Annotated in this window: 21 protein-coding genes; 10 read left to right on the top strand and 11 right to left on the bottom strand. The window is 69.3% G+C overall.

From position 1 onward, the window contains the following. Positions 1-50: 50 nt before the first annotated feature. From livH to I6I07_RS24645, 4 genes are read left to right on the top strand one after another with little or no spacing between them, the layout of a single operon-like run. Complete coding sequence (gene livH / locus I6I07_RS24660; RefSeq protein WP_006394823.1) at positions 51-977, top strand: high-affinity branched-chain amino acid ABC transporter permease LivH; 927 nt, start codon at positions 51-53, stop codon at positions 975-977. Beyond that, positions 977-2,212: a high-affinity branched-chain amino acid ABC transporter permease LivM gene (locus I6I07_RS24655; protein WP_198484116.1), complete on the top strand. Its 1,236-nt coding sequence runs from the start codon at positions 977-979 to the stop codon at positions 2,210-2,212. Before livH ends, I6I07_RS24655 begins: the two co-directional genes overlap by 1 nt. Further along, positions 2,209-2,976: a high-affinity branched-chain amino acid ABC transporter ATP-binding protein LivG gene (livG, locus tag I6I07_RS24650; protein ID WP_198484115.1), complete on the top strand. Its 768-nt coding sequence runs from the start codon at positions 2,209-2,211 to the stop codon at positions 2,974-2,976. The genes I6I07_RS24655 and livG overlap by 4 nt, the downstream gene beginning before the upstream one ends. Then, on the top strand, positions 2,977-3,678 hold the full coding sequence (locus I6I07_RS24645) for an ABC transporter ATP-binding protein (RefSeq protein WP_198484114.1): 702 nt from the start codon (positions 2,977-2,979) through the stop codon (positions 3,676-3,678). Between the two features lie 264 nt (positions 3,679-3,942). Here I6I07_RS24645 and I6I07_RS24640 read toward each other — a convergent pair whose 3' ends face one another. The 3 genes from I6I07_RS24640 to I6I07_RS24630 are packed head-to-tail and all read right to left on the bottom strand — an operon-like array spanning position 3,943 to position 7,164. Further along, a complete protein-coding gene (locus I6I07_RS24640) occupies positions 3,943-4,632 on the bottom strand; it encodes an aspartate/glutamate racemase family protein (RefSeq protein WP_420094597.1) in 690 nt (229 codons plus the stop codon). Between the two features lie 46 nt (positions 4,633-4,678). Next, positions 4,679-6,175, bottom strand: a complete 1,497-nt coding sequence (locus I6I07_RS24635; RefSeq protein WP_198484112.1) for an N-acyl-D-amino-acid deacylase family protein — start codon at positions 6,173-6,175, stop codon at positions 4,679-4,681. 8 nt (positions 6,176-6,183) lie between these two features. Beyond that, positions 6,184-7,164: a Bug family tripartite tricarboxylate transporter substrate binding protein gene (locus tag I6I07_RS24630; protein ID WP_198484111.1), complete on the bottom strand. Its 981-nt coding sequence runs from the start codon at positions 7,162-7,164 to the stop codon at positions 6,184-6,186. Positions 7,165-7,284: 120 nt separating this feature from the next. On the opposite strand from I6I07_RS24630, the gene I6I07_RS24625 reads away from it, so the two are divergent. After that, positions 7,285-8,238, top strand: a complete 954-nt coding sequence (locus I6I07_RS24625; RefSeq protein ID WP_006394829.1) for a LysR family transcriptional regulator — start codon at positions 7,285-7,287, stop codon at positions 8,236-8,238. Positions 8,239-8,307: 69 nt separating this feature from the next. Here I6I07_RS24625 and I6I07_RS24620 read toward each other — a convergent pair whose 3' ends face one another. Next, positions 8,308-8,922 carry a glutathione S-transferase family protein gene (locus I6I07_RS24620; RefSeq protein WP_116522993.1) on the bottom strand — a complete coding sequence of 205 codons (615 nt, stop codon included), beginning with the start codon at positions 8,920-8,922 and terminating at the stop codon, positions 8,308-8,310. 112 nt (positions 8,923-9,034) lie between these two features. Between I6I07_RS24620 and I6I07_RS24615 the strand changes: the two genes are divergently transcribed. Together I6I07_RS24615 and I6I07_RS24610 are read left to right on the top strand one after the other, a co-directional pair. After that, entirely contained in the window at positions 9,035-10,213 is a 1,179-nt protein-coding gene (locus tag I6I07_RS24615) for a PQQ-dependent sugar dehydrogenase (protein ID WP_420094521.1), read from the top strand. A gap of 4 nt (positions 10,214-10,217) precedes the next feature. Then, positions 10,218-10,856 carry a glutathione S-transferase family protein gene (locus tag I6I07_RS24610; protein WP_116522991.1) on the top strand — a complete coding sequence of 213 codons (639 nt, stop codon included), beginning with the start codon at positions 10,218-10,220 and terminating at the stop codon, positions 10,854-10,856. An 89-nt stretch (positions 10,857-10,945) separates the two neighbouring features. On the opposite strand, the gene I6I07_RS24605 is transcribed toward I6I07_RS24610, so the two are convergent. From I6I07_RS24605 to rocF, 4 genes are all read right to left on the bottom strand, one after another. Further along, a complete protein-coding gene (locus I6I07_RS24605) occupies positions 10,946-11,854 on the bottom strand; it encodes a DMT family transporter (protein WP_006394833.1) in 909 nt (302 codons plus the stop codon). Between the two features lie 77 nt (positions 11,855-11,931). Beyond that, positions 11,932-12,309: a DUF423 domain-containing protein gene (locus tag I6I07_RS24600; RefSeq protein WP_198484109.1), complete on the bottom strand. Its 378-nt coding sequence runs from the start codon at positions 12,307-12,309 to the stop codon at positions 11,932-11,934. A 187-nt stretch (positions 12,310-12,496) separates the two neighbouring features. After that, positions 12,497-13,558: an alcohol dehydrogenase gene (locus tag I6I07_RS24595; protein ID WP_198484108.1), complete on the bottom strand. Its 1,062-nt coding sequence runs from the start codon at positions 13,556-13,558 to the stop codon at positions 12,497-12,499. A gap of 150 nt (positions 13,559-13,708) precedes the next feature. Next, positions 13,709-14,647: an arginase gene (gene rocF, locus I6I07_RS24590; RefSeq protein WP_198484107.1), complete on the bottom strand. Its 939-nt coding sequence runs from the start codon at positions 14,645-14,647 to the stop codon at positions 13,709-13,711. A gap of 154 nt (positions 14,648-14,801) precedes the next feature. Between rocF and I6I07_RS24585 the strand changes: the two genes are divergently transcribed. Beyond that, entirely contained in the window at positions 14,802-15,623 is an 822-nt protein-coding gene (locus I6I07_RS24585) for a MetQ/NlpA family ABC transporter substrate-binding protein (RefSeq protein WP_198484106.1), read from the top strand. 212 nt (positions 15,624-15,835) lie between these two features. Further along, positions 15,836-16,741, top strand: coding sequence for a GGDEF domain-containing protein (locus I6I07_RS24580; RefSeq protein ID WP_198484105.1), 906 nt, complete (start codon positions 15,836-15,838; stop codon positions 16,739-16,741). A gap of 7 nt (positions 16,742-16,748) precedes the next feature. Here I6I07_RS24580 and I6I07_RS24575 read toward each other — a convergent pair whose 3' ends face one another. After that, a complete protein-coding gene (locus I6I07_RS24575) occupies positions 16,749-17,960 on the bottom strand; it encodes an MFS transporter (protein ID WP_198484104.1) in 1,212 nt (403 codons plus the stop codon). A gap of 92 nt (positions 17,961-18,052) precedes the next feature. Here I6I07_RS24575 and I6I07_RS24570 point away from each other — a divergent pair, with 92 nt between their 5' ends. Next, positions 18,053-18,508: an Lrp/AsnC family transcriptional regulator gene (locus I6I07_RS24570; protein ID WP_006394840.1), complete on the top strand. Its 456-nt coding sequence runs from the start codon at positions 18,053-18,055 to the stop codon at positions 18,506-18,508. 48 nt (positions 18,509-18,556) lie between these two features. Here I6I07_RS24570 and I6I07_RS24565 read toward each other — a convergent pair whose 3' ends face one another. Continuing rightward, positions 18,557-19,720, bottom strand: coding sequence for a metallophosphoesterase (locus tag I6I07_RS24565; protein WP_198484103.1), 1,164 nt, complete (start codon positions 19,718-19,720; stop codon positions 18,557-18,559). A gap of 156 nt (positions 19,721-19,876) precedes the next feature. After that, a complete protein-coding gene (locus I6I07_RS24560) occupies positions 19,877-21,082 on the bottom strand; it encodes an alpha-hydroxy acid oxidase (protein ID WP_198484102.1) in 1,206 nt (401 codons plus the stop codon). Positions 21,083-21,210 lie beyond the last annotated feature (128 nt).

The following is a 21,210-nucleotide window of genomic DNA, read 5'->3' as shown; positions in this document are numbered from 1 at the left end:
GGCTCCGGGTCTCTCTACCGGAGCCGGAACTATTTGGAGCAAGAGAAATAATGTCTGACCTCATACCCCAACTTACCCAGCAATTCTTCAACGGATTGTCTCTGGGCGCGATCTACGCGTTGATTGCCATCGGCTACACAATGGTCTACGGCATCATCGGTATGATCAACTTCGCTCACGGCGAAATCTACATGATCGGCGCCTATGTCGGCCTGGTCACCCTCACGGCCATCGGCACGGGCAGCGGCCTGCCGGTGCCATTCATCATCGCGGCGATGCTGCTGGTGGCCATCGTCGTCACCGGCATCTACGGCTTCAGCGTCGAGCGGGTCGCGTACCGCCCGGTGCGCAGCAGCCCCCGCCTGGTGGCGCTGATCTCGGCCATCGGCATGTCGATCTTCCTGCAGAACTGGGTCGCCCTGGGCCAGGGCGCGCGCGACATGGCGGTGCCATCGCTGGTGTCCGGCGCGGTGCAGTTCCACATGGGATCCGACTTCGACGTGACGGTGCCGTATTCGCGCATCATGATCATCGTGGTGACCGTGGTGCTGATGATCGGCCTGACGCTGTTCATCAAGTACTCGCGCATGGGCCGCGCCTCGCGCGCCTGCTCGCAGGACATGCACATGGCCAACCTGCTGGGCATCGACACCAACCGCGTGATCTCGTTCACGTTCGTGATGGGCGCGATCCTGGCGGCGGTGGGCGGCGTGCTGATCGCCATCACCATCGGCAAGCTCAATCCCTTCATCGGCTTCCTGGCCGGCATCAAGGCCTTCACGGCGGCGGTGCTGGGCGGCATCGGCAGCATCCCCGGCGCCATGCTGGGCGGCGTGTTGCTGGGCCTGGCCGAAACGTTCGCGGCAGCCTATATCTCGTCGCAGTACAAGGACATCGTGGCATTCTCGCTGCTGGTCCTGATCCTGCTGTTCCGTCCCACCGGGCTGTTGGGCAAACCTGAGGTGGAAAAAGTCTGATGTCGAACAACAATCTCAAAAACGCCACCATGGCGGCGGTGCTGACCGCCGTCATCGTCACCCCCGTCTTCGGCCTGCAACTGATCCGCCAGGGCGCCCGCACCTCGATGGAGTCGCACTGGTCGCTGGTGGCCCTGGCCGCCGCGGTCGTGTTCGTGTTCCAGCTGCTGCGGCCCTGGATCGCCAAGCCGTTCCAGAAGCTCAAGACCAATCTGCCGACCTTGCCCTCGGCCCCGGCCAAGAACAACAAGCTGATGATGTTCCTGATCCTGGCGGTGGCCGTGACCTGGCCGTTCTTCGCCGGACGCAGCTCGGTCGACATCGCCACGCTGGTGCTGATCTACGTGATGCTGGGCCTGGGCCTGAACATCGTGGTCGGTTTCGCCGGGCTGCTGGACCTGGGCTTCGTCGGTTTCTATGCCGTCGGCGCCTACACCTACGCCCTGCTGTACCACTGGGGCGGCTGGAGCTTCTGGGAAGCGCTGCCGTTCTCGGGCGCGATGGCCGCGCTGTTCGGCTTCGTCCTGGGCTTTCCGGTGCTGCGCCTGCGCGGCGACTACCTGGCCATCGTGACGCTGGGCTTCGGTGAAATGATCCGCCTGCTGCTGATCAACCTGAACACGCTCACGGGCGGTCCGGACGGCATCTCGGGCATTCCCAAGCCGACGGTGTTCGGCCTGGAGATGACGCGTCGCGCCAGCACGGAAGGGGGCACCACGTTCCACGACTTCTTCGGCCTGACGTTCCAGAACCAGCACATGGTGATCTATCTGTACATGATGGCGCTGCTGCTGGCGCTGGTGACGCTGTTCGTCTCGACGCGCCTGATCCGCATGCCGGTCGGCCGCGCCTGGGAGGCGTTGCGCGAGGACGAGATCGCCTGCCGTTCGCTGGGATTGAACCCGACCCGCATCAAGCTGTCCGCGTTCACGCTGGGCGCGACCTTCGCCGGTTTCGGCGGCGCGTTCTTCGCGGCGCGCCAGGGCATGGTCAACCCCGAATCCTTCACCTTCATCGAGTCGGCGCTGATCCTGGCGATCGTGGTGCTGGGCGGCATGGGTTCGCAGGTGGGCGTGATCCTCGCCGCCATCCTGCTGACGGTGCTGCCCGAGGTGGCGCGCGAGTTCGCCGAGTACCGGATGCTGATGTTCGGTCTGGTGATGGTATTGATGATGATGTGGCGTCCGCAGGGGTTGTTGCCCATGAAGCGTCCCCACGTGGAGCTGGCTAAATGAGCGAGGCATTGCTGAAAGTATCCGGACTGACCATGCGCTTCGGCGGCCTGCTGGCCGTCGATAGCGTGGCGTTCGAAGTCAAATCCGACGAGGTGTTCGCCATCATCGGCCCCAACGGCGCCGGCAAGACCACCGTGTTCAACTGCGTGGGCGGCTTCTACGCGCCGACCGCGGGCGACATCCTGATGGACGGCAAGTCCATCACGGGCCTGCCCAGCCACAAGGTGGCGCGCCACGGGCTGGTGCGCACGTTCCAGAACGTGCGGCTGTTCAAGCAGCTGACGGTGCTGGAGAACCTGCTGGTGGCGCAGCACACGCAGGTGGAATCGCGCCTGTTGCCGGGCCTGCTCAAGACCAAGTCCTATCGCCAGTCGGAAACCGACGCGCTGTCGCGCGCGGCGCAGTGGCTGGATTTCATGGGCTTGCGTGAGTATGCCAACCGCGAGGCCGGCAACCTGGCCTACGGCCACCAGCGCCGCCTGGAGATCGCGCGTTGCATGATCACCAAGCCGCGCCTCCTGATGCTGGACGAGCCGGCCGCCGGCCTGAACCCGCAGGAAAAGCGCGATCTGCAGTCGCTGATCGACCAGTTGCGCCGCGAGTTCGGCGTGGCGGTGCTGCTGATCGAGCACGACATGAGCCTGATCATGGGCATTTCCGACCGCATCCTGGTCATGGAGCACGGCAAGCCCATCACTACCGGCACCCCCGAGCAGGTGCGCAACGACGAGCGCGTCATCAAGGCGTACCTGGGGGAAGAATAAATGCTGAAGCTGGAAAACATTCACACGTTCTATGGCGCCATCCAGGCGCTGAACGGCGTGTCGGTGGACGTCAACAAGGGCGAGATCGTGACCCTGATCGGCGCCAACGGCGCCGGCAAGACCACGCTGCTGATGACGGTCTGCGGCAATCCGCGCGCCAAGGAAGGCAAGATCACGTTCGAGGGCGAGGACATCACCCACAAGGACACGCACCACATCATGCGCAATGGCATCGCCATTTCGCCGGAAGGGCGGCGCGTGTTCAAGGACCTGACGGTGGCCGAGAACCTGATGATGGGGGGCTTTTTCGCCAAGCGCGAGGAGATCCAGGTGGGCATCGAGCACGTCTACGGATTGTTTCCGCGCCTGAAGGAACGGGCCAGCCAGCGGGCGGGGCTGATGTCGGGCGGCGAGCAGCAGATGCTGGCGATCGGGCGGGCGTTGATGACGCGGCCGCGGTTGCTGCTGCTGGACGAGCCGACGCTGGGACTGGCGCCGCTGGTGATCGCGCAGATCTTCGACATCATCCGCGAGATCCGCGAGCAGGGCGTGACGGTGTTCCTGGTCGAGCAGAATGCCAACAAGGCGCTGCAGGTGGCGGATCGCGGGTATGTGCTGGAGAACGGGCGGGTCGTGCTCCAGGATACGGGGGCGAATTTGCTGGTCAATGATCAGGTGCGGAAGGCTTATCTGGGCGGGTGATCCGCTTGAAGGTTTTATTCCCCGCGAAGGGAAATTTGGGCGCTACTGCGAAGGGCGCCCTTTTTTTGTCTTGTGCTTTTGTGGCGTGGAGGAGGTTGTGCTTCGTAGGTCGCCCGAGGCTTGTCGCGCTGCTGGACCATTGGGTAAGGGCGAGGTTTGCGGGGCCCGCCAGGATCGGCCGCGCGGGCGGCCGATCCTGGCATACGCGGTGGTGTTGCGTCGGGAGGATGACGCTGCGCGCGGGTGGGGGAGGTGATCGTGGCTTTACGCCGCGATGCGTTGCTCGGGCTGGTCAGCCAGGTAGTGGGCGATGGCGGCGCGGGCCAGGGCGTCGATGGAGTCGGTCAGGGTGATGCCCAGGCTGGGGCGCAGGGCGTGGGGGACGGCCAGGGGGAGCTCGGTGCAGCCCAGGACGACGGCGTCGGCGCCGCGGGCCTTGAGGCGGGCGATGCATTCGGCGGCGGGGGCGAAGGCGGCTTCGAGCTGGTTGCCCTTGACGGCGCGGATCGAGGCCATGCAGTAGCGTTCGACTTCATCGTCGTCGGGGACGATGCATTCGTAGCCCTGGGCTTCGAGATGGCGCTGGTAGAGGCCGAGCTTGAGCGTGGCGGCGGTGCCCATCAGGCCGATGCGGCCCTGGTGCAGGCCGAGGCGGCGCAGGTCGTCGATGACGGCCTGGATGATGTGCAGCACGGGGCGTTCGGTGGCGGCGGCGATGTCGTCGTACCAGAGGTGCGCGGTGTTGCAGGGGATGGCGATGAGCTGGGCGCCGGCGCGTTCCAGGAAACGCACGCCTTCGACCATGTAGGGCAGGGGGTTCTCGCCGCCGGCCATGTAGGCGCTGGAACGATCGGGGATGCGCGGATCGTTGCGAAGCAGGGTGGGGATGTGCTGCTGGTCCGCGTCGGCGGGCGTGAGCGCCGCGAGGCGGAGCGCGAAGGCGGCGCCGGCCATGGGGCCCATGCCACCCAAAACACCCAGGTAACAGCCCTGGGAATAGCTATTCACTTTGTTGACTCCAAGGTAATGCATCACCGGGTGCCAGTACCTGGCCCGGGCGCTCGGCGCCGGTTCGTTCCCCGTCCCAGACCTGCCGGCCATTGACCCACACGGCGTGGATGCCCTGGCTGACCTGAATGGGAGCTGAAAAAGTGGCCACATCTGTCACCGTGGCAGGATCGAACAGCACCAGGTCAGCATGATACCCCTGCCGCAGCAGGCCACGCTCGGACAGGCCGTATTGGGCGGCCGCCAGGCCGGTCATCTTGTGGATGGCGGTTTCCAGCGACAGCAACTGCTGTTCGCGCACCATGGTGCGCAGCACGTTGGTGAAGGTGCCCCATTGGCGCGGGTGCGGATGCGGGTCGAAGGGCAGGCCGTCCGAGCCGACCATGGTCAGCGGATGGCTGAAGATGCGGTTGACGTCGGCCGGGTCCATCAGGAAGTAGATGGCGCCGGCGGGCGCCAGGCGGGCGAGGGCGGCTTCGTCGTCCAGCCCCAGTTCGGCCATGACCTCGGCGAAGTCGCGGCCGGTGGCCTCGGGGTAGCCCTTGGACCAGGTGATCATGGTGCGGCTGGCCAGGCGGGCGCGGTCCAGCCGCAGCATGGTCGAGGTGGCGGGATACGGATGGCAGTCGAGGCAGACGCGTTGCGTGGCGGCGGCGCGGCTGATCATGTCCAGCGTTTCGCGGCTGCGGCCGTGGTTGCGTTCGCCGGCCAGCTTGTGGTGCGAGAACACCACGCGGCAGTCGAGCTCGCGGCCGATCAGCAGCGCTTCTTCCATGGCCGCCACGATGTGGTCGGCCTCGTCGCGCAGGTGGGTGGCGTAGATCGCGCCGGCGCGGCCGCGCAGCGGTTGGCAGACGTCGACGATCTCGTCGGTGGGCGCGGCGCTGGCGGGCGGATAGAAGGTGCCGGTGGAGACGCCGAAGGCGCCGGCTTGCAGCGCCTCGTCGAGCAGGGCGCGCATGGCCTGGCGCTCGGCCTCGGTGGCGGCGCGGCCGGTATCGTCCATGACCGCCACGCGCAGCGTGGTGTGGCCGACCAGCGGGATCACGTTGACGGCGGCGGGGCTGTCGGCCAGGGCCCGCAGCCAGGCGCGGAAAGTCTCGAAGCGGAACAGCTCGGGCGGGCCCAGCAGGTCCAGCGGCTGCGGGATCTCCTGGCGCGACAGCGGCGCCAGGCTGATGCCGCAGTTGCCGGTGACGACCGTGGTGATGCCTTGCGAGACCTTGGGCAGCATCTCGGGATGCGCCAGCAGGTAGCCGTCGTCGTGGGTGTGCGAGTCGATGAAGCCGGGCGCCAGGGCCAGGCCGCGGGCGTCGATCACCGGCACGCCGGGCGCATGGGCGAAGTCACCCAGCGCCACGATGCGCCCGTCCCGCACCGCCAGATCGCCCTGGCGCGACGGACCTCCGCCGCCGTCGATGAGCGTGGCGCCGGCCACGATGAAGTCGGCCTGCGGGGCGGGGTCGATCCGGGTGCTGCGGTCCGTCATGGCGGGGCTCAGTCCAGTTTCTCGATGCCGGCGGTTTCGATGATCTGCTTCCACTTGGCGGTTTCGCGGTCGATCAGCAGCTTGAATTCATCCGGGGCGCCGCTGGCGGGCACCGCGCCCAGCGTTTCCAGGCCGGTGCGGACCTCGGGGGCCTGCAGCGCCTTCTGGACGGCGGCGTTGAGCTTGGCGACGACCTCGGGCGGGGTGCCCTTGGGCGCGACCACGCCGCCCCAGGCCACGGTTTCGTAGCCCTTCAGGCCGGCTTCGTCCAGCGTCGGCACGTCGGGCATCAGCGCCAGGCGCTTCAGGCTGCTGACGCCGATGGCGCGCACCTTGCCGCTCTTGACCAGCGGGGTGGCCTCGGAGGTATTGACGAACAGGTAGTCCAGGCGCCCGCCGAGCAGGTCCTGGATGGCCGCGGGGCCGCCGTTGTACGGGATGAACATGACGTCGACCTTGGCCATGCTCTTGAACAGTTCGCCGCCCATGTGGCCGGTGGTGCCGACGCCGGAAGCGCCGTACGACAGGCGGCCGGGTTCCTTGCGGGCGCGGTCGATCAGGTCCTGCACGCTCTTGACGGGCGAGTCGGCCGGCACGATCAGCGCGTTGTACAGGTCGAACATGTGGGCCACGGGCGCCAGGTCCTGGTCGACGTCGTAGGGCAGGCGCTTGAACAGCGAGCGGTTGACCGCCAGCGTGTTGATGTTGCCGTAGCCCACGGTGTAGCCGTCGGGGGCGGCGCGCTTGACCAGCGCGATGCCGATGTTGCCGGCGGCGCCCGGACGGTTTTCCACCACCATCGTGGCGCCGGTGTCCTTGGCGATCTGGGTGGTGATCAGGCGCGACAGCACGTCGGGCGAACCGCCGGCGGCCGAGGGCACGATGAAGGTGATCGGCTTGTCGGGATAGGCGCCGGCGGCCTGCGCGCCGGCGCTGAAGGTGGCGGCCAGCGCCAGGGCGGCGAGGCTGCGGATGAAAGTGCGTTGCATGCTGGATTCCCCTTGTTTTGTAGTGTGGAGGCCGGCAGATTAGCACCGGGCATGCGGCACCGCGTCATCGAAAAATGTCGAAAACCTATAATCCGCCGTTATTGATCAAGGGGAACCAACATGGATGAGCAGGCCTATGCCGACGAGGTCGGGCCGAGCGCCGGCCGGCCGCTGAACCTGCGCCAGATCGAGGTGTTCCGCGCCATCATGATGGCCGGCTCGATCAGCGGCGCGGGGCGCATGCTGCACGTGTCGCAACCGGCGGTGAGCCGGGTGCTGGCGCTGACCGAGACGCGCCTGGGTTACCGCCTGTTCGAGCGGGTCAAGAGCCGGCTCTCGCCCACCGCCGAGGCGCGGCGCCTGTACGCCGAGGTCGAGCAGGTCTATGGCGGCATCCAGCGCGTCAACGATCTCGCGGCCAGCCTCGGGCAGTCGGGCGCGGGCATGCTCAAGATCGTGGCCAGCGCCAGCTATGGCCAGCGGCTGGTGCCGATGGCGCTGGGGCGCTTTCGCGACCGCAATGCCGATGCGCGGGTCGACTACCGCAGCGTCACCTTCGATGAGCTGGCGGCGTATTTCCTGTCGGGGCAGGCCGATATCGGCATCTCGATGCGGCCGCCCGATCATCCCAACCTGGCCTCGACCCGGCTGGCGACGGTGCCGGTGATCTGCGCGGTGCCCAAGGGCCATCCGCTGGCCGCGCACGACGTGGTGCATCCGGAGGATTTCGCCTCGGCGGCCTGGATCGGCTATCCGCACGACACGCCGCTGGGACGCGCGCTGCAGTCGTTCTTCGGCGGCGCGCCGGCGTGCGCGGCGGCGGTCGAGGTGCATTCGCCGGTGACGGCCTGTTCGTTCGTGCAGCAGGGCCTGGGCCCGGCCCTGGTGGATGCCTGGTGCGTGTCGCCGGATCAGACCGAAAGCATGGTGCTGCGGCCGATCGCGCCGGGCGCCAGCGTGGAGATCTGGGCCACGCATTCGAACCTGAGCGCGCCGCCGCTGCTGGCGCGGCGCTTCCTGGCGGCGGTCAGGAAGATCCTGGAGACCGCGGCGCCGGCCATGTCCGGGGCCTGAAAAAAAAGAACGCCCCGGCGTCCAGGACGGCCGGGGCGATGGCGCGCGGGCAGGCCGGCGCCGATGCCGTCATGCCAGGCCTTCGGCCTTGAGCGCGGCCTTGACGCCGGCGTTGTCTTCCATGCGCTTGAAGAACGCGGCCAGGTGGTCCTGGCCCGCCAGGTCGACCTGCTTGGCGTGGGCCCAGCGCAGCACCACGTAGAGGTAGGCGTCGGCGATCGACGGCGCCTCGCCGCCCAGGTAGGGCTGGTTGATGAGCTGGGCGTCCAGCAGCGCGAACAGGCGCGTCAGGATCTTGGACGCCGAGGCGGCCAGTTCCTGCTGCGGGCCTTCTTCGCTCACGAAGCGGCCGGCGCCGAAGATCATCGAGAAGGTCTTGTGGATGTCCGAGTTGATGAAGCCGAGCCAGCGGCGCACGTCGGCGCGCGAGCGGGCCGAGCCGTCGCCCAGCAGCTTGGCCTGCGGCGCCTGTTCGGCCAGGTATTCAAGAATCGCCACGTTCTGGGTCAGCGCGAAACCGTCGTCGTCCAGCGCGGGCACGGCGCCCAGCGGATTGACCTTCAGGAACTCGGGGCCCTTGAGTTCGTCGCGGCTGAGCTTGTGCGTTTCGTAGGGCTTGCCGATCCATTCCAGCACGATGTGGGAGGCGAGCGAGCACGCGCCAGGCATGTAGTACAGTTTCATGTAAGGGAGTCTCCTGAGAGAAATGGACGGGAAGCCACCCGTCGCTGGCTCCTATGGTACGCCACCCGCAAGGCGCCGCGCCGTGCCGCCGCGCTTCACCCCGCCGCCGGAGATGTCCATGCCGTCACGCCCGTCCGCGATCCGTCGCGCCTCGTCCCTGATCGCCTTCGCCGGCGCCGCGCTATGCGCGGCCAGCGTCTGGGCCACCCCGCAGAAAAGTCCCGACAAACCGCCCGCCGGGCGCGCGCAGGTGACGGTGGTGGTGGGCGGCCTGGAACACCCCTGGTCGATGGCCTTCCTGCCCGAGGGCGGCATGCTGATCACCGAGCGCCCCGGCAGCCTGCGGCTGCTGCGCATCCCGGGCGGCCTGTCCAAGCCGCTGGCCGGCGTGCCCAAGGTGGCGGCGCAGGGGCAGGGCGGCCTGCTGGACGTGGCCCTGTCGCCCGGTTTCGCGCAGGACCGCTATGTCTATCTGTCATACGCCGAATCGGATGGCTCGCGCAGCGGCACCGCCGTCGGCCGCGGCCGCCTGTCGGCCGACGCCACCGCGCTGGAGGACTTCCGGGTGCTGTTCCGCCAGGCGCCCAAGCTGTCGCAGGGTCTGCATTTCGGTTCGCGCCTGGTGTTCGACGGCAAGGGCCACCTGTTCATCTCGCTCGGCGAGAACAACCAGCGCCCGACCGCGCAGGAACTCGACAAGCTGCAGGGCAAGGTGGTGCGCCTGACCGTCGACGGCGCGGTGCCGCCCGACAATCCCTTCGTCGGCAAGGCTGGCGCGCGGCCGGAAATCTGGTCGTACGGACATCGCAATCCGCAGGGCATGGCGCTCAATCCGTGGAGCGGCGCGCTGTGGGAGCACGAGCACGGCCCGCGCGGCGGCGACGAGATCAACCTGGTGCAGCCGGGCAAGAACTACGGCTGGCCGCTGGCGACCTACGGCATCAATTACTCCGGCCAGCCGATTCCCGAGGCCAAGGGCGAAACGCTGCCGGGCATGGAATCGCCGCTGTACTGGTGGGCCAAGTCGCCGGCCATCAGCGGCATGGCGTTCTATGATGCCGACCGCTTTCCGGCCTGGCGCCACTCGCTCTTCATCGGCGCGCTGGCCGACCAGGACCTGATCCGGCTGACGCTGGACGGCGACAAGGTGGTGGCTGAGGAACGCCTGCTGGGCGAGCGCAAGGCCCGCATCCGCGACGTGCGGCAGGGGCCGGACGGCTACGTGTACGTGTTGACCGACGCCTCGCCGGGCGAGCTGCTGCGGCTGGCGCCGGCGCAATCGGGAGGATGACGCCATGAAAACCTACGAGTTGATCGGATCCCTGGGCTGCGGTTCGGCCGTGGTCGAGATGGCGCTGGCGCTGGCCAATGTGCCGCACACGCTGACCGACGTGCCCTACCTGAAGCCGGGGCCGGCGCGCGACCGCCTGCTGCACCTGAATCCGCTGGGCCAGGTGCCCACGCTGATCACGCCCGACGGCGAAGTGATGACCGAGAGCGCGGCGATGGTGCTGCACCTGCACGACGTCGCGCCGCAGGCGGGCCTGGCGCCGGAGCCGTCGCGGCCGGAGCGGGCACATTTCCTGAACCTGCTGGTGCGCCTGGTGGGGGCGGTCTATCCCACCTTCACCTATGGCGACGATCCGCCCCACTGGACCACGCCGGGCGCGGCGGCCGACCTGCTGCGCGAGCGCGTGCACACCCGGCGCGCCGAGCTGTGGCTCGAACTCGAACGCCAGGCCGGCACGCCGCACATGCTGGGGCGGCGCTTTTCGGCGCTGGACCTGTATGTGACGGTGATGACGCACTGGCGGCCGGGCCGGGCCTGGTTCGAGGCGAACTGTCCGGCCCTGACGGCGGTCGCCGACCAGGCGGCGCTGGAGCCGACCGTGGCCGGCGTGCTGCGCCGTAATTTTCCGCCGCCGACCGAGTGACGGGAAGGGGCGCGGGCGCCGCGGCCTGGCCTGGCGCCCGTTCACCGGCCTGTACGCAGCGCCGGTTCGCGTGAATCGGCGCCAGGCCTCTAGGCCTTGGCCCGCCGCTTGTGCGAGCCGCGCGCCTCGCGCACCGCGATGTAGACGCCGCTGCCGGCGATGAACAGCGCGCCCAGGTAGGCATAGGCGTCGGGCGCCTCGCGCCAGAAGATCCAGCCCAGCAGCGTGGCCCAGATCAGGCCGGTGTAGTCGAACGGCGCCACCACCGAGGCCGGCGCGATGCGAAAGCCCTGCGTAATCAGCGCCAGCCCGAGCGTGCTGAACAGCGCCACCGCCGCGAAATAGGGCAGGTCGGCCATGGCCGGCGTGTGCCAGACCCAGGGCAGCGCCACGGCGCTGCACACCAGTTGCCCGGCGACGATGTAGAAGGTGGTGGTCAGCATGCCCTCGCCGCGGCTGATGCCGCGCGCGGTGATCATCATGACGGCATACAGGAAGGCGGTGGTCAGCGGCAGCAGGGTGGCGGCCTGGAAGGCGTCGGTGCCGGGCCGTACGATGATCAGCACGCCCACGAACCCGGCCAGCACCGCCAGCCAGCGCCGGCCATCGACGCGTTCCTTCAGGATCAGCACCGACAGCGCCGTGACGAACAGCGGCGCGGCGAAGGCGATGGCGGTGGCCTCGGCCAGCGGCAGCGCGCGCAGCCCCAGGTAGAAACAACAGGCCGAGACCACGTTGATGGCGCCGCGCGTCAGGTGCAGACCGGGGTGGGCGGTGCGCAGCACGCGGCGTCCGCCCAGCCAGACGGCCAGGGCGGTGACGAACGGCAGCGCGATCAAGGCGCGCAGGAACAGGATCTGCAGCGGGTTGTAGGTGGTGCCCAGCCATTTGGCGTTGGCGTCGCTGAGCGTCAGGAAGAAGATGCCCCCGGCGACACAGGCGATGCCCGTGAAGACGGAGTGGTCACGCGCGGCGGGAAAAACGGTGGAGGACGACATCGGGGTTCAGCAGGAAAGGCGGCCGAGGCCGCCAGGAGGCAATGCGGGGGGCGCCGGGCCGTGGCCCGGCGAGGGGCTCAGCCCTGGGCGCGGTAGGCGGCCAGCGCCACCATCGCCCAGGCGGCCAGGAAGGCCGCGCCACCGACGGGCGTGATTGCGCCCAGCCAGTGGGTGCCGGTCAGGGGCAGGACGTACAGGCTACCTGAAAACAGCACGATGCCGATGAACATCACCAGGCCGGCGGCCGACAGCAGCGGCGAACCGTAGCGTGCGCCGAGCAGCGCGATGATGAACAGGCCCAGGCCGTGGATCAGATGGTACAGGACGCCGGTCTGCCAGACCGACAGCAGCTCGGGCGTGACCAGGCGCTTGAGGCCGTGCGCGCCGAACGCGCCGGCGCCGACGGCGATCAGCAGGTTGATGGCCGCGAGAATGGTGAGCTGGCGGTCGGTCATGCGGGATCCTTTGGTTCGGGCGGGAAAGAGGGGGCAGGCGCCTATGATAGGCCCAATCGGGCGACGCGTTCCGTCAGGCGTCGACGACGGTGCAATGTCGGACCGCGGGGACCGGGCCGGCATGCCTGGCCGCATGCAATGCTCCGGGTCCCGTCGGCGCCAGGCCTGGACGGGACCCGGGGGGGGATCACGCCACGGTCAGCACCGCGCGCCCCAGCACCTTGCCCGCGCGCAGCGATGCCAGCACGCTGTCGGCCTCATGCAGCGGGTAACGATGCACCGGCATCGGCGGCACCTTGCCGGCGCGCACCAGTTCCATCAGCTCGCGCAGTTCGGCCAGGTTGCCGACGTAGCTGCCGATGATGGACATGGCCTTCATCGGGATCAGCGCGATCGGCCACGACGAGGCGCCGCCGAACAGCCCGACGATGACGAGCTTGCCGCCCTTGGTCAGGAAGTCGAAGGCCAGCGCGGTGGTGGACGGCGCGCCCACCAGGTCGATGGCGGCCTGCAACGGCTTGCCGCCGGCGGCCTGGATGATCTGCTGCGCGGCGTCGGGCGCGGCGCCGTCGATGGCGGCCAGGGCGCCGGCCTCTAGCGCGGCCTGGCGCTTGGCCGGGTCGATGTCGACCACGATGCCGCCCTTGCCGCCGAGCGCCTTGATCAGCGTCAGGCTCATGAGGCCCAGGCCGCCGGCGCCGAAGATGACCACGGGATGCTCGCGGTAGACGGCCTCGCCGATCTTTTTGAGCGCCGAGTAGGTGGTCAGGCCCGAGCAGGCGTAGGGCGCGATGCGGGTCGGGTCGAGATCGCCGATGTCGATCAGGTAGCGCGGGTGCGGCACCAGCATGTGCTCGGCGTAGCCGCCGGCCCGATGGATGCCCAGGCAGGCGGGGGCGGTGCAGTGGTTTTCCTGTCCGGACAGGCAGGTGGGGCATGCGCCGCAGCCGATCCACGGATAGACCAGGTAGTTGCGACCCGCCTCGATGCCGGTTGCGTCGGGGCCGGCCGAGACCACGCTGCCGACCGTTTCATGGCCCATCGTCAGGGGCAGCGTCACGCCCCGTTCCTTGAGCGACAGGGTGCGGCCCTGGCCCAGGTCGTAGCCGCCTTCCCACAGGTGGATGTCGCTGTGGCAGACGCCCGCCGCGCGGACCTTCAGCAATACCTGTGATCCCTGCGGCGCGGGAACGGGCTGATCCATTTCCTGCAGCGGCTCGCGGAAATTGACGACGCAATAGCACTTCATGGGGTGTCTCCTCCGGAATAGATGTGGTTCTTGATCAAAGGGCATTCGCTGTCGGCCGGCGAGCCGCCTGGGCGCTCGTCCACGGTCGGGCGGATAGGTGCATTCTTGACCAGTTCGGAGGGATGGGCAACTCGCCCCAAGCCGCGCGGCTCAGGCGCCGCGGCGCACCAGCGTCGATTTGCCGAACAGGCTCTCGATCAGGTCCACCGCCAGGTCGGCGGTCTTGTTGCGCACGTCGAAGGCCGGGTTCAGTTCCACCACGTCCAGCGAGCGCATCAGGCCGGTGTCGGCGATCATCTCCATGCACAGCTGGGCTTCGCGGTAGGTCGGGCCGCCCATCACCGTGGTGCCGACCCCGGGCGCGATTTCCGGGTCGAGGAAATCGACGTCGAAGCTGACGTGCAGGTGGGTGTCGGCGTCCAGCCCGGCCAGCGCCGCTTCCATGGTCGCGCGCATGCCCATTTCGTCCAGGTAGCGCATGTCGAACACTTCCAGGCCGGCCTGGTGCACCAGGCGCTTCTCGCCGTCGTCGACGCTGCGGATGCCGATCTGGCGCACCCAGGCCGGGTCGATGTCGGGCGTCTGGCCCGACATGCCGGTGATCTGGGCCGGGCCATGGCCGCACAGGCAGGCCACCGGCATGCCGTGGATGTTGCCGGTCGGCGTGAGCGTGTTGGTGTTGAAGTCGGTGTGCGCGTCCAGCCACAGCACGCGCAGCTTCTTGCCGGTCTCGCGGCAATGGCGCGCCACCGCGCTGATCGAGCCGATGCCCAGGCAGTGGTCGCCGCCCAGCAGGATCGGCAGCGACCCCTGCGTCAGGGCCTCGTACATGGCGTCGTGCACGGCCTGGTTCCAGGCGGCCACTTCGTCCAGGTGGCGGTAGCCGTCCACGGGCGGCTGCCAGGGGTTGGGCGGGCCGTAGAGGTTGCCGCGATCGGTGACCTGAAAGCCCTGGGCCTCGATGACCGGGCCGATGCCGGCCACGCGCAGGGCCTCGGGGCCCATGGAGGCGCCGCGCGCGCCCGCGCCGATGTCCGTGGGCGCGCCGATCAGGGTGACATGCGGGGGCAGGGTAGCGGTGTTTTGCAAGGTCGGACTCCGTCATGCAGGGTTTCGGTATCGGGGTCGAGTGTAGCGCCGTGGCGTGACGCGATCGCCATGGCGCGGGCAAGGCCTTTGGCCGCGCGGGGCCGGCGCTGCGGCACAATAGCCGGGCCGATCGAATTCTTTTCCGGATGATTCCATGTCTTTGCAATCCCTGTTCCTGACCCTGGCGCGCGGCGCCGCCGCGGCCGCCGTGGGGCTGGCCTGCGCCAGCCCGGCGCTGGCGGCCGACAAGCCGCTGCGCATCGGCCTGATCCCGAGCGTGGCCAATGCCGCCACCGAGCTGGCCGTGGCCGAGGCCCGCAAGGCCGGCCTGGAGGTCGAACTGGTCGAGTTCAACGACTGGGTGCTGCCGAACATCGCGGTGGCCGACGGCTCGGTCGACGCCAATTTCTTCCAGCACGAACCGTTCCTGCAACTGTTCAACGCCCGCCGCGGGGCCAGCCTGACGCCCATCGCCTATGGCTATTCCACCACCATCGGCCTGTTTTCCAAGAAGCTCAAGAAGGGCCAGCCGCTGCCGGACGGCGCCACCATCGCGGTGCCCAACGATCCGGTCAACACCGGCCGCGCCTTGCTGCTGCTGGAATCCATCGGCCTGATCAAGCTCAAGCCCGGCGTGGCGCACCAGGCCACGATCGAGGACGTGACCGACAATCCCAAAAAGCTGAAGTTCGTGCAGATCGAGGGCTCGCAGTCGGCGCGGGTGTTCGACGACGTGACGGCGTCGGTCACCTACACCACCTTCGCCAAGCAGGCCGGCCTGGATGAAAAGGACGGCCTGGCGTTCGACAACACCGACCCGGCCAACGTGCGCCGCTACGCCATCCGCTGGGTCGCGCGGCCCGACCGCGCGCAGGATCCTCGGCTGCTGAAGTTCATCGCCATCTACCAGCAGTCGGCCGAGGTCAAGGCCAAGCTGCGCAGCCTGTACGGCGACCTGATCAGCTTCCCCTGGTAGCGCGGGGCCGCGTGGGGGCGAGATGGCCCCGGGCGGCTTGACGTTTCTTGGCAATTGCCGCGCGGCCTTGAACGTATACTGGCCGCGCTTTGCACCCCCCGGGCCGATACGGCCCGGCCGTGACGCCTTTGCCCGCCCGCCATCCCATGCGAATCGCGCCTCCGAATGACCTTCTGATAGCCTCGCCGCCGCGGTTTGCCGGCGGCGACCGCGTGGGCGCGGCGGACCCGCGCGATGAGGAGCTGGCGCGTCTGCGCCAGGTGGTGGCCCAGTACGAGGCCCTGTTCCACAATGCGCCCGTGCTGATCAACGCCTTCGACGAGCGCGGCCAGTGCCTGCTGTGGAACGACGCCTGCGAGCGCCGCTTCGGCTGGAGCCGCGACGAGATCAACCAGCATCCCGAGCCGCTGGCGCTGTTCTACCCCGATCCCGAGGTCCGCGCCCGCGTCATCGACAGCGTCGGGCCCACGCCGCATCGCGGCTTTCGCGAATGGCGGCCGCTGGCCCGCGACGGCGAGCGCCTGTCGGTCATGTGGTCCAACGTGCGCCTGCCCGATGGCAGCGTGGTCAACATCGGCATGGACGTCACCGAGAACCGCCGCAACGAGGCCGCGCTGGCGCGGCTGGCCAAGGTCGACGGCCTGACTGGCTGCTGGACCCGCGCCGAGATCCTGCAACGCATGAAAACCCTGCTGGAGGCTGCCCGGCGCGGCGCCGGCCACACGGCGCTGATGCTGGACCTGGACTATTTCAAGCAGGTCAACGACCGCTACGGCCACCTGGGCGGCGACGCCGCCTTGCGGCATTTCTGCGACCAGCTGCGGGCCTGTCTGCGCGAGGGCGATTCGGTGGGACGCCTGGGCGGCGAGGAATTCGTGGTGCTGCTGGCCGACGCCGACAAGGACGTGGCCCTGGCGGTGTGCGACCGCCTGCGCGCCAGCCTGCGCCAGCATCCCGCCAACATCGATGGCCACGCGGTGGTGCTGTCGGCCAGCGGCGGCATCACCGGTTTCCTGGAAACCGACGCCAGCATGTCGGATGTGCTGCGGCGCGCCGACCAGGCCTTGTACCAGGCCAAGCGCTCGGGGCGCGATTGCGCGGTGGTGCTGCCGTCCTGACGAGGCATCAGGCGGCGGCGCGGCGCTCGCCGGCGCGGCGGCCGTTCAGGCGCCAGTGCAGGGCCAGCGCGGCCAGCGCCACGGCGGCCGCGGCGGCCAGCCCCAGGCTCTCGAAGCCGGCGTGGGTATAGAGCGTGCCGGCCACGGCGGTGCCGACGCTGGCGCCCAGGTAAGTGGTGCAGGTGTTCAGTCCCAGCACCGCGCCGCGCTCGTCGGGCCGGGCCCGCGACAGCAACAACACCAGCAGATTCAGGCTCAGTTGCGAGGCCGCGCCCCACAGCGCGGCCAGCGCCAGCACGGCGGCCAGCGCGTGGGCGGCCGGCAGCAACGCCAGGTAGACCAGGGCGATCGCGGCCAGGGCCAGCGGCAGGGCGCGGCGCGGGCCCATGCGTTCGATCAGGGGCGCGCCGCCCAGTCCGGCCAAGAGGAAGCCGGCGCCATAGGCAAAGGCGATGAAGCCGACCTGGCCTGCCGACAGCCCCAGCAGCGTGCGCACGTGGTCGGCCAGGAAGGCATAGACCCCATAGAAGGCCGACGAAAACGCCAGGCAGCCCAGCAGCAGCACCGGCACGTCGCGGTACGACAGCGGCGCCAGCAGGCGCGACAGCCGGGGCGGCGCGGCATGGGCGCTGCGTCGTTCCGGCAGCTTGCGCAGCCCCGCCAGCGCGACCGCGGCGCACAGCGCCAGCACGGCGTAGGTGGCGCGCCAGCCGACCGCGTCGGAGATCAGCGCCGACAGCGGCACGCCAGCCACCAGCGAGACCGACCAGCCCGAAATCACGCGGCCCAGCGCGCGGGTTTCCTGCCCGGGGGCGGCCACCAGCGAGGCCGACCCGTAGGCGGCCGGCAGGATCACGCCGGCGGCGGCGCCGGCCAGGGCCTGGGCCACGGTCAGCACGATCCAGTGCGGCGCGGCGGCCGACAGCAGCAGCGCCGCGATCAGTACCGCCATGGCGATGAGCAGGGCGCGGCGGATGCCCCAGCGGTCGATGCGGGCCGCCAGCAGGAAGGCGCTGGCCGCGGTGGCCGCGCCGTAGGCCGAAATGGCGGTGCTGACGGTGAGCGCGGTGCTGCCGAACGAGCGCGCCACGTCCGACAGGATCGGGCTGAGGGCCAGGCCGTTCGAGCCGACGACGCTGACGGCGAACATCAAGGCGGGGATGGCGGGGGGAAGCGGCTGGCGGCGCGACGGCGCGCGAGCGGTGTTGCGGTTCTGCATCCGCGGAATTTTATTGGAATAAAATAAGGGTTAATACCGATATCCCTTTATTCCGTAAAAGTTCGAATGCCATTAGGCAGAACCAGATTCCAATGCCAGATCTCGACGACCGCGACCGAAAACTATTAACGCTGCTGGCGGACGACGCCTCGCCGAGCTACGCCGAATTGGGCAAATTGCTGAACCTGTCGGCCCCCGCCGTGCACGAGCGGGTCAAGCGCCTCAAGCGCGATGGCCTCATCAAGGGCATCGCCGCGCGGCTGGACGGCGCCCGCATCGGCCGCCCGCTGCTGGCGTTCGTGCACGTGGACACCAATAACTGGAGCATCACCCAGCAGGTGCTGGGCCTGGCCGAATTGACCGAGGTCGAGGAGATCCACACCATCACCGGCAAGAGCGCCATGCTGCTCAAGGTGCGGGTGCGCGACACCCAGGCGCTGGAGGCGCTGCTGGCGCGCATCCATCAGATCGAGGGCATCACCAACACCACCAGCGACATCGCGCTGACCAGCTACCTGGAGCGCGGGCCGCTGCCGGACGACGCCTAGGACGCCAGGGGCGCGGCGCCGGCGGATTGCCCGCCGCGCCTGGCGGCCTTAGTGCACCGGCCGCAGCCGCAGGCGGGTGATCTCGGACGGCGCGCCCAGGCGCTTGGGCGGCCCCCAGTAGCCGGTGCCGCGGCTGATGTAGACCCACATGTCGCCCAGGCGGTGCAGGCCCGCCGTGTATGGCTGCTGGAAACGCACGAAAAAGCCCCACGGAAAGAACTGGCCGCCATGCGTGTGGCCCGACAGCTGCAGGGTGTAGCCCAGCGGCGCGGCCGCGGCCGCGCTGCGCGGCTGGTGCGCCAGCAGGATCTTGGGCAGCGCGTCGGCCGGCGCGCCGGCCAGCGCCGCCGCGGGATTGCTGCGCTGGCGCGGGTCGAAGGCGCCGGCGCTGTAGTCGGTGACGCCGGCCACCACCACCGGCAGCCCGGCGGGATGGATCACCGCGTGCTCGTTCATCAGCACCCGCAGGCCCATGCGGCGGAATTCCGCCACCCAGGGCGCGGCGCCTGAATAATATTCATGGTTGCCGGTCACCAGGTACACGCCGAAGGGCGCGCGCAACTGGCCCAGCGGGCTGGCCTGCGCCGCCAGTTGCTCGACGCTGCCGTCCACCACGTCGCCGGTGATGGCGATGACGTCGGGCGTCAGTTCGTTGACCGCGTCGACGATGGCCTGCACGTAGCGCCGCTTGATCGTCGGCCCGACGTGGATGTCGCTGATCTGCACGATCGTGAAGCCGTCCAGGTCGCTCGGCAGGCCGCGGATCGGCACGTCCACCGTCACCACGCGGGCGCGCCGGCGGGCGTTGTAGAAGCCGACCAGCGTGGCCGCCAGCGCCAGCGCGGCCACCGCCAGCGCGCTCAAGCGCCGCGCCGCGATCCAGGGCAGGCCCGGACCCGTCGCCTGGCTGACGAGCCAGGCCGCCAGCAGCAGCGCGTCGCGCAGCACCGTCAGCACGAACAACGATGAGAACAGCCCCATGGCGATCAGGCCGACCCAGGCGATGCGGTCGCCCCAGGGCGGGTGCACCGACGAGCGCGCCAGCATTCCCAGCGGAATCAGGATGCACGACAGGATCAACAGCAGGATCGCGGTCGCCGAGCCCGGGCCGTCCAGGCCGGCGTCGGGAATCAGGCGGGCGCCGACGTAGACGTGGGCCAGCGCGCCCAGGGTCAGAAAGCGCAGGAAAAACGAGGATTGGCGTAGGGACACGGGCGGCGGGGCGGAGGCTGGCGCGAAGGCCGGCCCGGCGGTAGCGAAGGAACCGTCATTCTATGCCTAGCGGGCGCGGCGTCCCGGATGGAAATGACACCCGCGGCGCCTGGCGGACGCCGCCGCGTCGGCGTGACGGCCGCCTCGAGCGGCGCGTCAGGCAGGCGTCAACAGGCTGGCGTCCATCTGCTCCAGGCGGTTGATGCCGAGCATGGCCATGTTGCGGTCGACCTCGGCGCGCAGCAGGCCGATGGCGTGCGCCACGCCGGCCTGGCCGCCGACCGCCGCGGCATAGTTGAAGGGACGCCCGACGAACACGAAACGCGCGCCCAGCGCCAGCGCCTTGAGGACGTCGCCGCCGCGGCGCACGCCGCTGTCCATCATCACCGGCATGGCGCCGGCGGCCGCCACCACGCCGGGCAGGGCGCGCAGCGGCGAGAGGGCGCCGTCGAGCTGGCGGCCGCCGTGGTTGGAGACGATGATGCCGTCCGCGCCGTGCTCGCGCGCCAGACGCGCGTCGGCCGGATGCAGGATGCCCTTGATGATGAGCGTGCCCTGCCATTGCCGGCGGATGCGCGCCACGTGTTCCCAATTGAGGTGGTCGCGCGCGCTGAAATCGCGCAGCACCGAGCCCGACACGATGGGCGCGCCGCGCGTGGCGAACGAATTCTCGAAGTGCGGCATGCCGTGGGCCAGCAGCGTGCGCAGGAAGGTGCCCGCCAGCCAGCGCGGCCGGGTCAGGCCGTCCCAGGCCAGCCGCAGGCTCGGCTTGAGCGGCGTGGAAAAACCGGTGCGCACGTTGTTCTCGCGGTTGGCCGACACCGGGATGTCCACCGTCAGCACCAGGGTCTCGTAGCCAGCGCGGGCCGCGCGCGCCACCAGCGCGTCGATGCGCGCCGGGTCGCCGGGCAGGTAGGCCTGGAACCAGGTGCCGGGCGCGGCCTGGATGACGTCCTCCAGCGCGATCAGCGCCGTGCCGCTGAGGATGGCGGGAATGCCCTGTTCGCGCGCGGCCCGAGCCAGCACGATGTCGCCGCGATAGGCGGACAGCGCGCTGATGCCCATGGGCGCGATGCCGAACGGCGATTCGTAGCGGCGGCCGAACAGCTCGACCTGCTGGTGGCGGCGCGAGACGTCGACCAGCACGCGCGGCTGGAAGGCATAGCGGCCGAAGGCCTCGCGATTGGCCCGCAGGGATTGGTTGTCTTCGGCGGCGCCGGCCACATAGCCGAAGATCGGGCGCGGCAGGCGCCGGCGCGCGGCGGCCTCGAAGTCGTCCAGCGACAGCATGCGCGCCAGGGCGCGGGGCGGGCGGCTCGGGGTGGCGGCGTTGGCGGCGGCGGTCAGGGCGGTCGTGGTCATGGCGGGCGCGAAAAAGCTCCAATCTACCTAGGGCGATTGACCGCATAAAGCGAATAAATCATGAATTTCCTGTTCGCTTTATTGAAAATAGAAGCCTGCTTGATCGGGAGGCGGCGAGGGTTGCCGCC

It is taken from the genome of Achromobacter deleyi (assembly GCF_016127315.1).
Lineage (GTDB): Bacteria > Pseudomonadota > Gammaproteobacteria > Burkholderiales > Burkholderiaceae_B > Achromobacter > Achromobacter insuavis_A.
The sequence above is the reverse complement of the archived record's forward strand: the minus strand, read 5'-3'. Positions and strand labels throughout refer to the sequence as shown.

What these genes read in the sequence shown, in the direction of transcription:
- livH (WP_006394823.1), top strand. Translation starts at nt 51, where the DNA reads ATGTCTGACCTCATACCCCAACTTACCCAGCAATTCTTCAACGGATTG.
- I6I07_RS24655 (WP_198484116.1), top strand. Translation starts at nt 977, where the DNA reads ATGTCGAACAACAATCTCAAAAACGCCACCATGGCGGCGGTGCTGACC.
- livG (WP_198484115.1), top strand. Translation starts at nt 2,209, where the DNA reads ATGAGCGAGGCATTGCTGAAAGTATCCGGACTGACCATGCGCTTCGGC.
- I6I07_RS24645 (WP_198484114.1), top strand. Translation starts at nt 2,977, where the DNA reads ATGCTGAAGCTGGAAAACATTCACACGTTCTATGGCGCCATCCAGGCG.
- I6I07_RS24640 (WP_420094597.1), bottom strand. Translation starts at nt 4,632, where the DNA reads ATGGCCGGCGCCGCCTTCGCGCTCCGCCTCGCGGCGCTCACGCCCGCC.
- I6I07_RS24635 (WP_198484112.1), bottom strand. Translation starts at nt 6,175, where the DNA reads ATGACGGACCGCAGCACCCGGATCGACCCCGCCCCGCAGGCCGACTTC.
- I6I07_RS24630 (WP_198484111.1), bottom strand. Translation starts at nt 7,164, where the DNA reads ATGCAACGCACTTTCATCCGCAGCCTCGCCGCCCTGGCGCTGGCCGCC.
- I6I07_RS24625 (WP_006394829.1), top strand. Translation starts at nt 7,285, where the DNA reads ATGGATGAGCAGGCCTATGCCGACGAGGTCGGGCCGAGCGCCGGCCGG.
- I6I07_RS24620 (WP_116522993.1), bottom strand. Translation starts at nt 8,922, where the DNA reads ATGAAACTGTACTACATGCCTGGCGCGTGCTCGCTCGCCTCCCACATC.
- I6I07_RS24615 (WP_420094521.1), top strand. Translation starts at nt 9,035, where the DNA reads ATGTCCATGCCGTCACGCCCGTCCGCGATCCGTCGCGCCTCGTCCCTG.
- I6I07_RS24610 (WP_116522991.1), top strand. Translation starts at nt 10,218, where the DNA reads ATGAAAACCTACGAGTTGATCGGATCCCTGGGCTGCGGTTCGGCCGTG.
- I6I07_RS24605 (WP_006394833.1), bottom strand. Translation starts at nt 11,854, where the DNA reads ATGTCGTCCTCCACCGTTTTTCCCGCCGCGCGTGACCACTCCGTCTTC.
- I6I07_RS24600 (WP_198484109.1), bottom strand. Translation starts at nt 12,309, where the DNA reads ATGACCGACCGCCAGCTCACCATTCTCGCGGCCATCAACCTGCTGATC.
- I6I07_RS24595 (WP_198484108.1), bottom strand. Translation starts at nt 13,558, where the DNA reads ATGAAGTGCTATTGCGTCGTCAATTTCCGCGAGCCGCTGCAGGAAATG.
- I6I07_RS24585 (WP_198484106.1), top strand. Translation starts at nt 14,802, where the DNA reads ATGTCTTTGCAATCCCTGTTCCTGACCCTGGCGCGCGGCGCCGCCGCG.
- I6I07_RS24575 (WP_198484104.1), bottom strand. Translation starts at nt 17,960, where the DNA reads ATGCAGAACCGCAACACCGCTCGCGCGCCGTCGCGCCGCCAGCCGCTT.
- I6I07_RS24570 (WP_006394840.1), top strand. Translation starts at nt 18,053, where the DNA reads ATGCCAGATCTCGACGACCGCGACCGAAAACTATTAACGCTGCTGGCG.
- I6I07_RS24560 (WP_198484102.1), bottom strand. Translation starts at nt 21,082, where the DNA reads ATGACCACGACCGCCCTGACCGCCGCCGCCAACGCCGCCACCCCGAGC.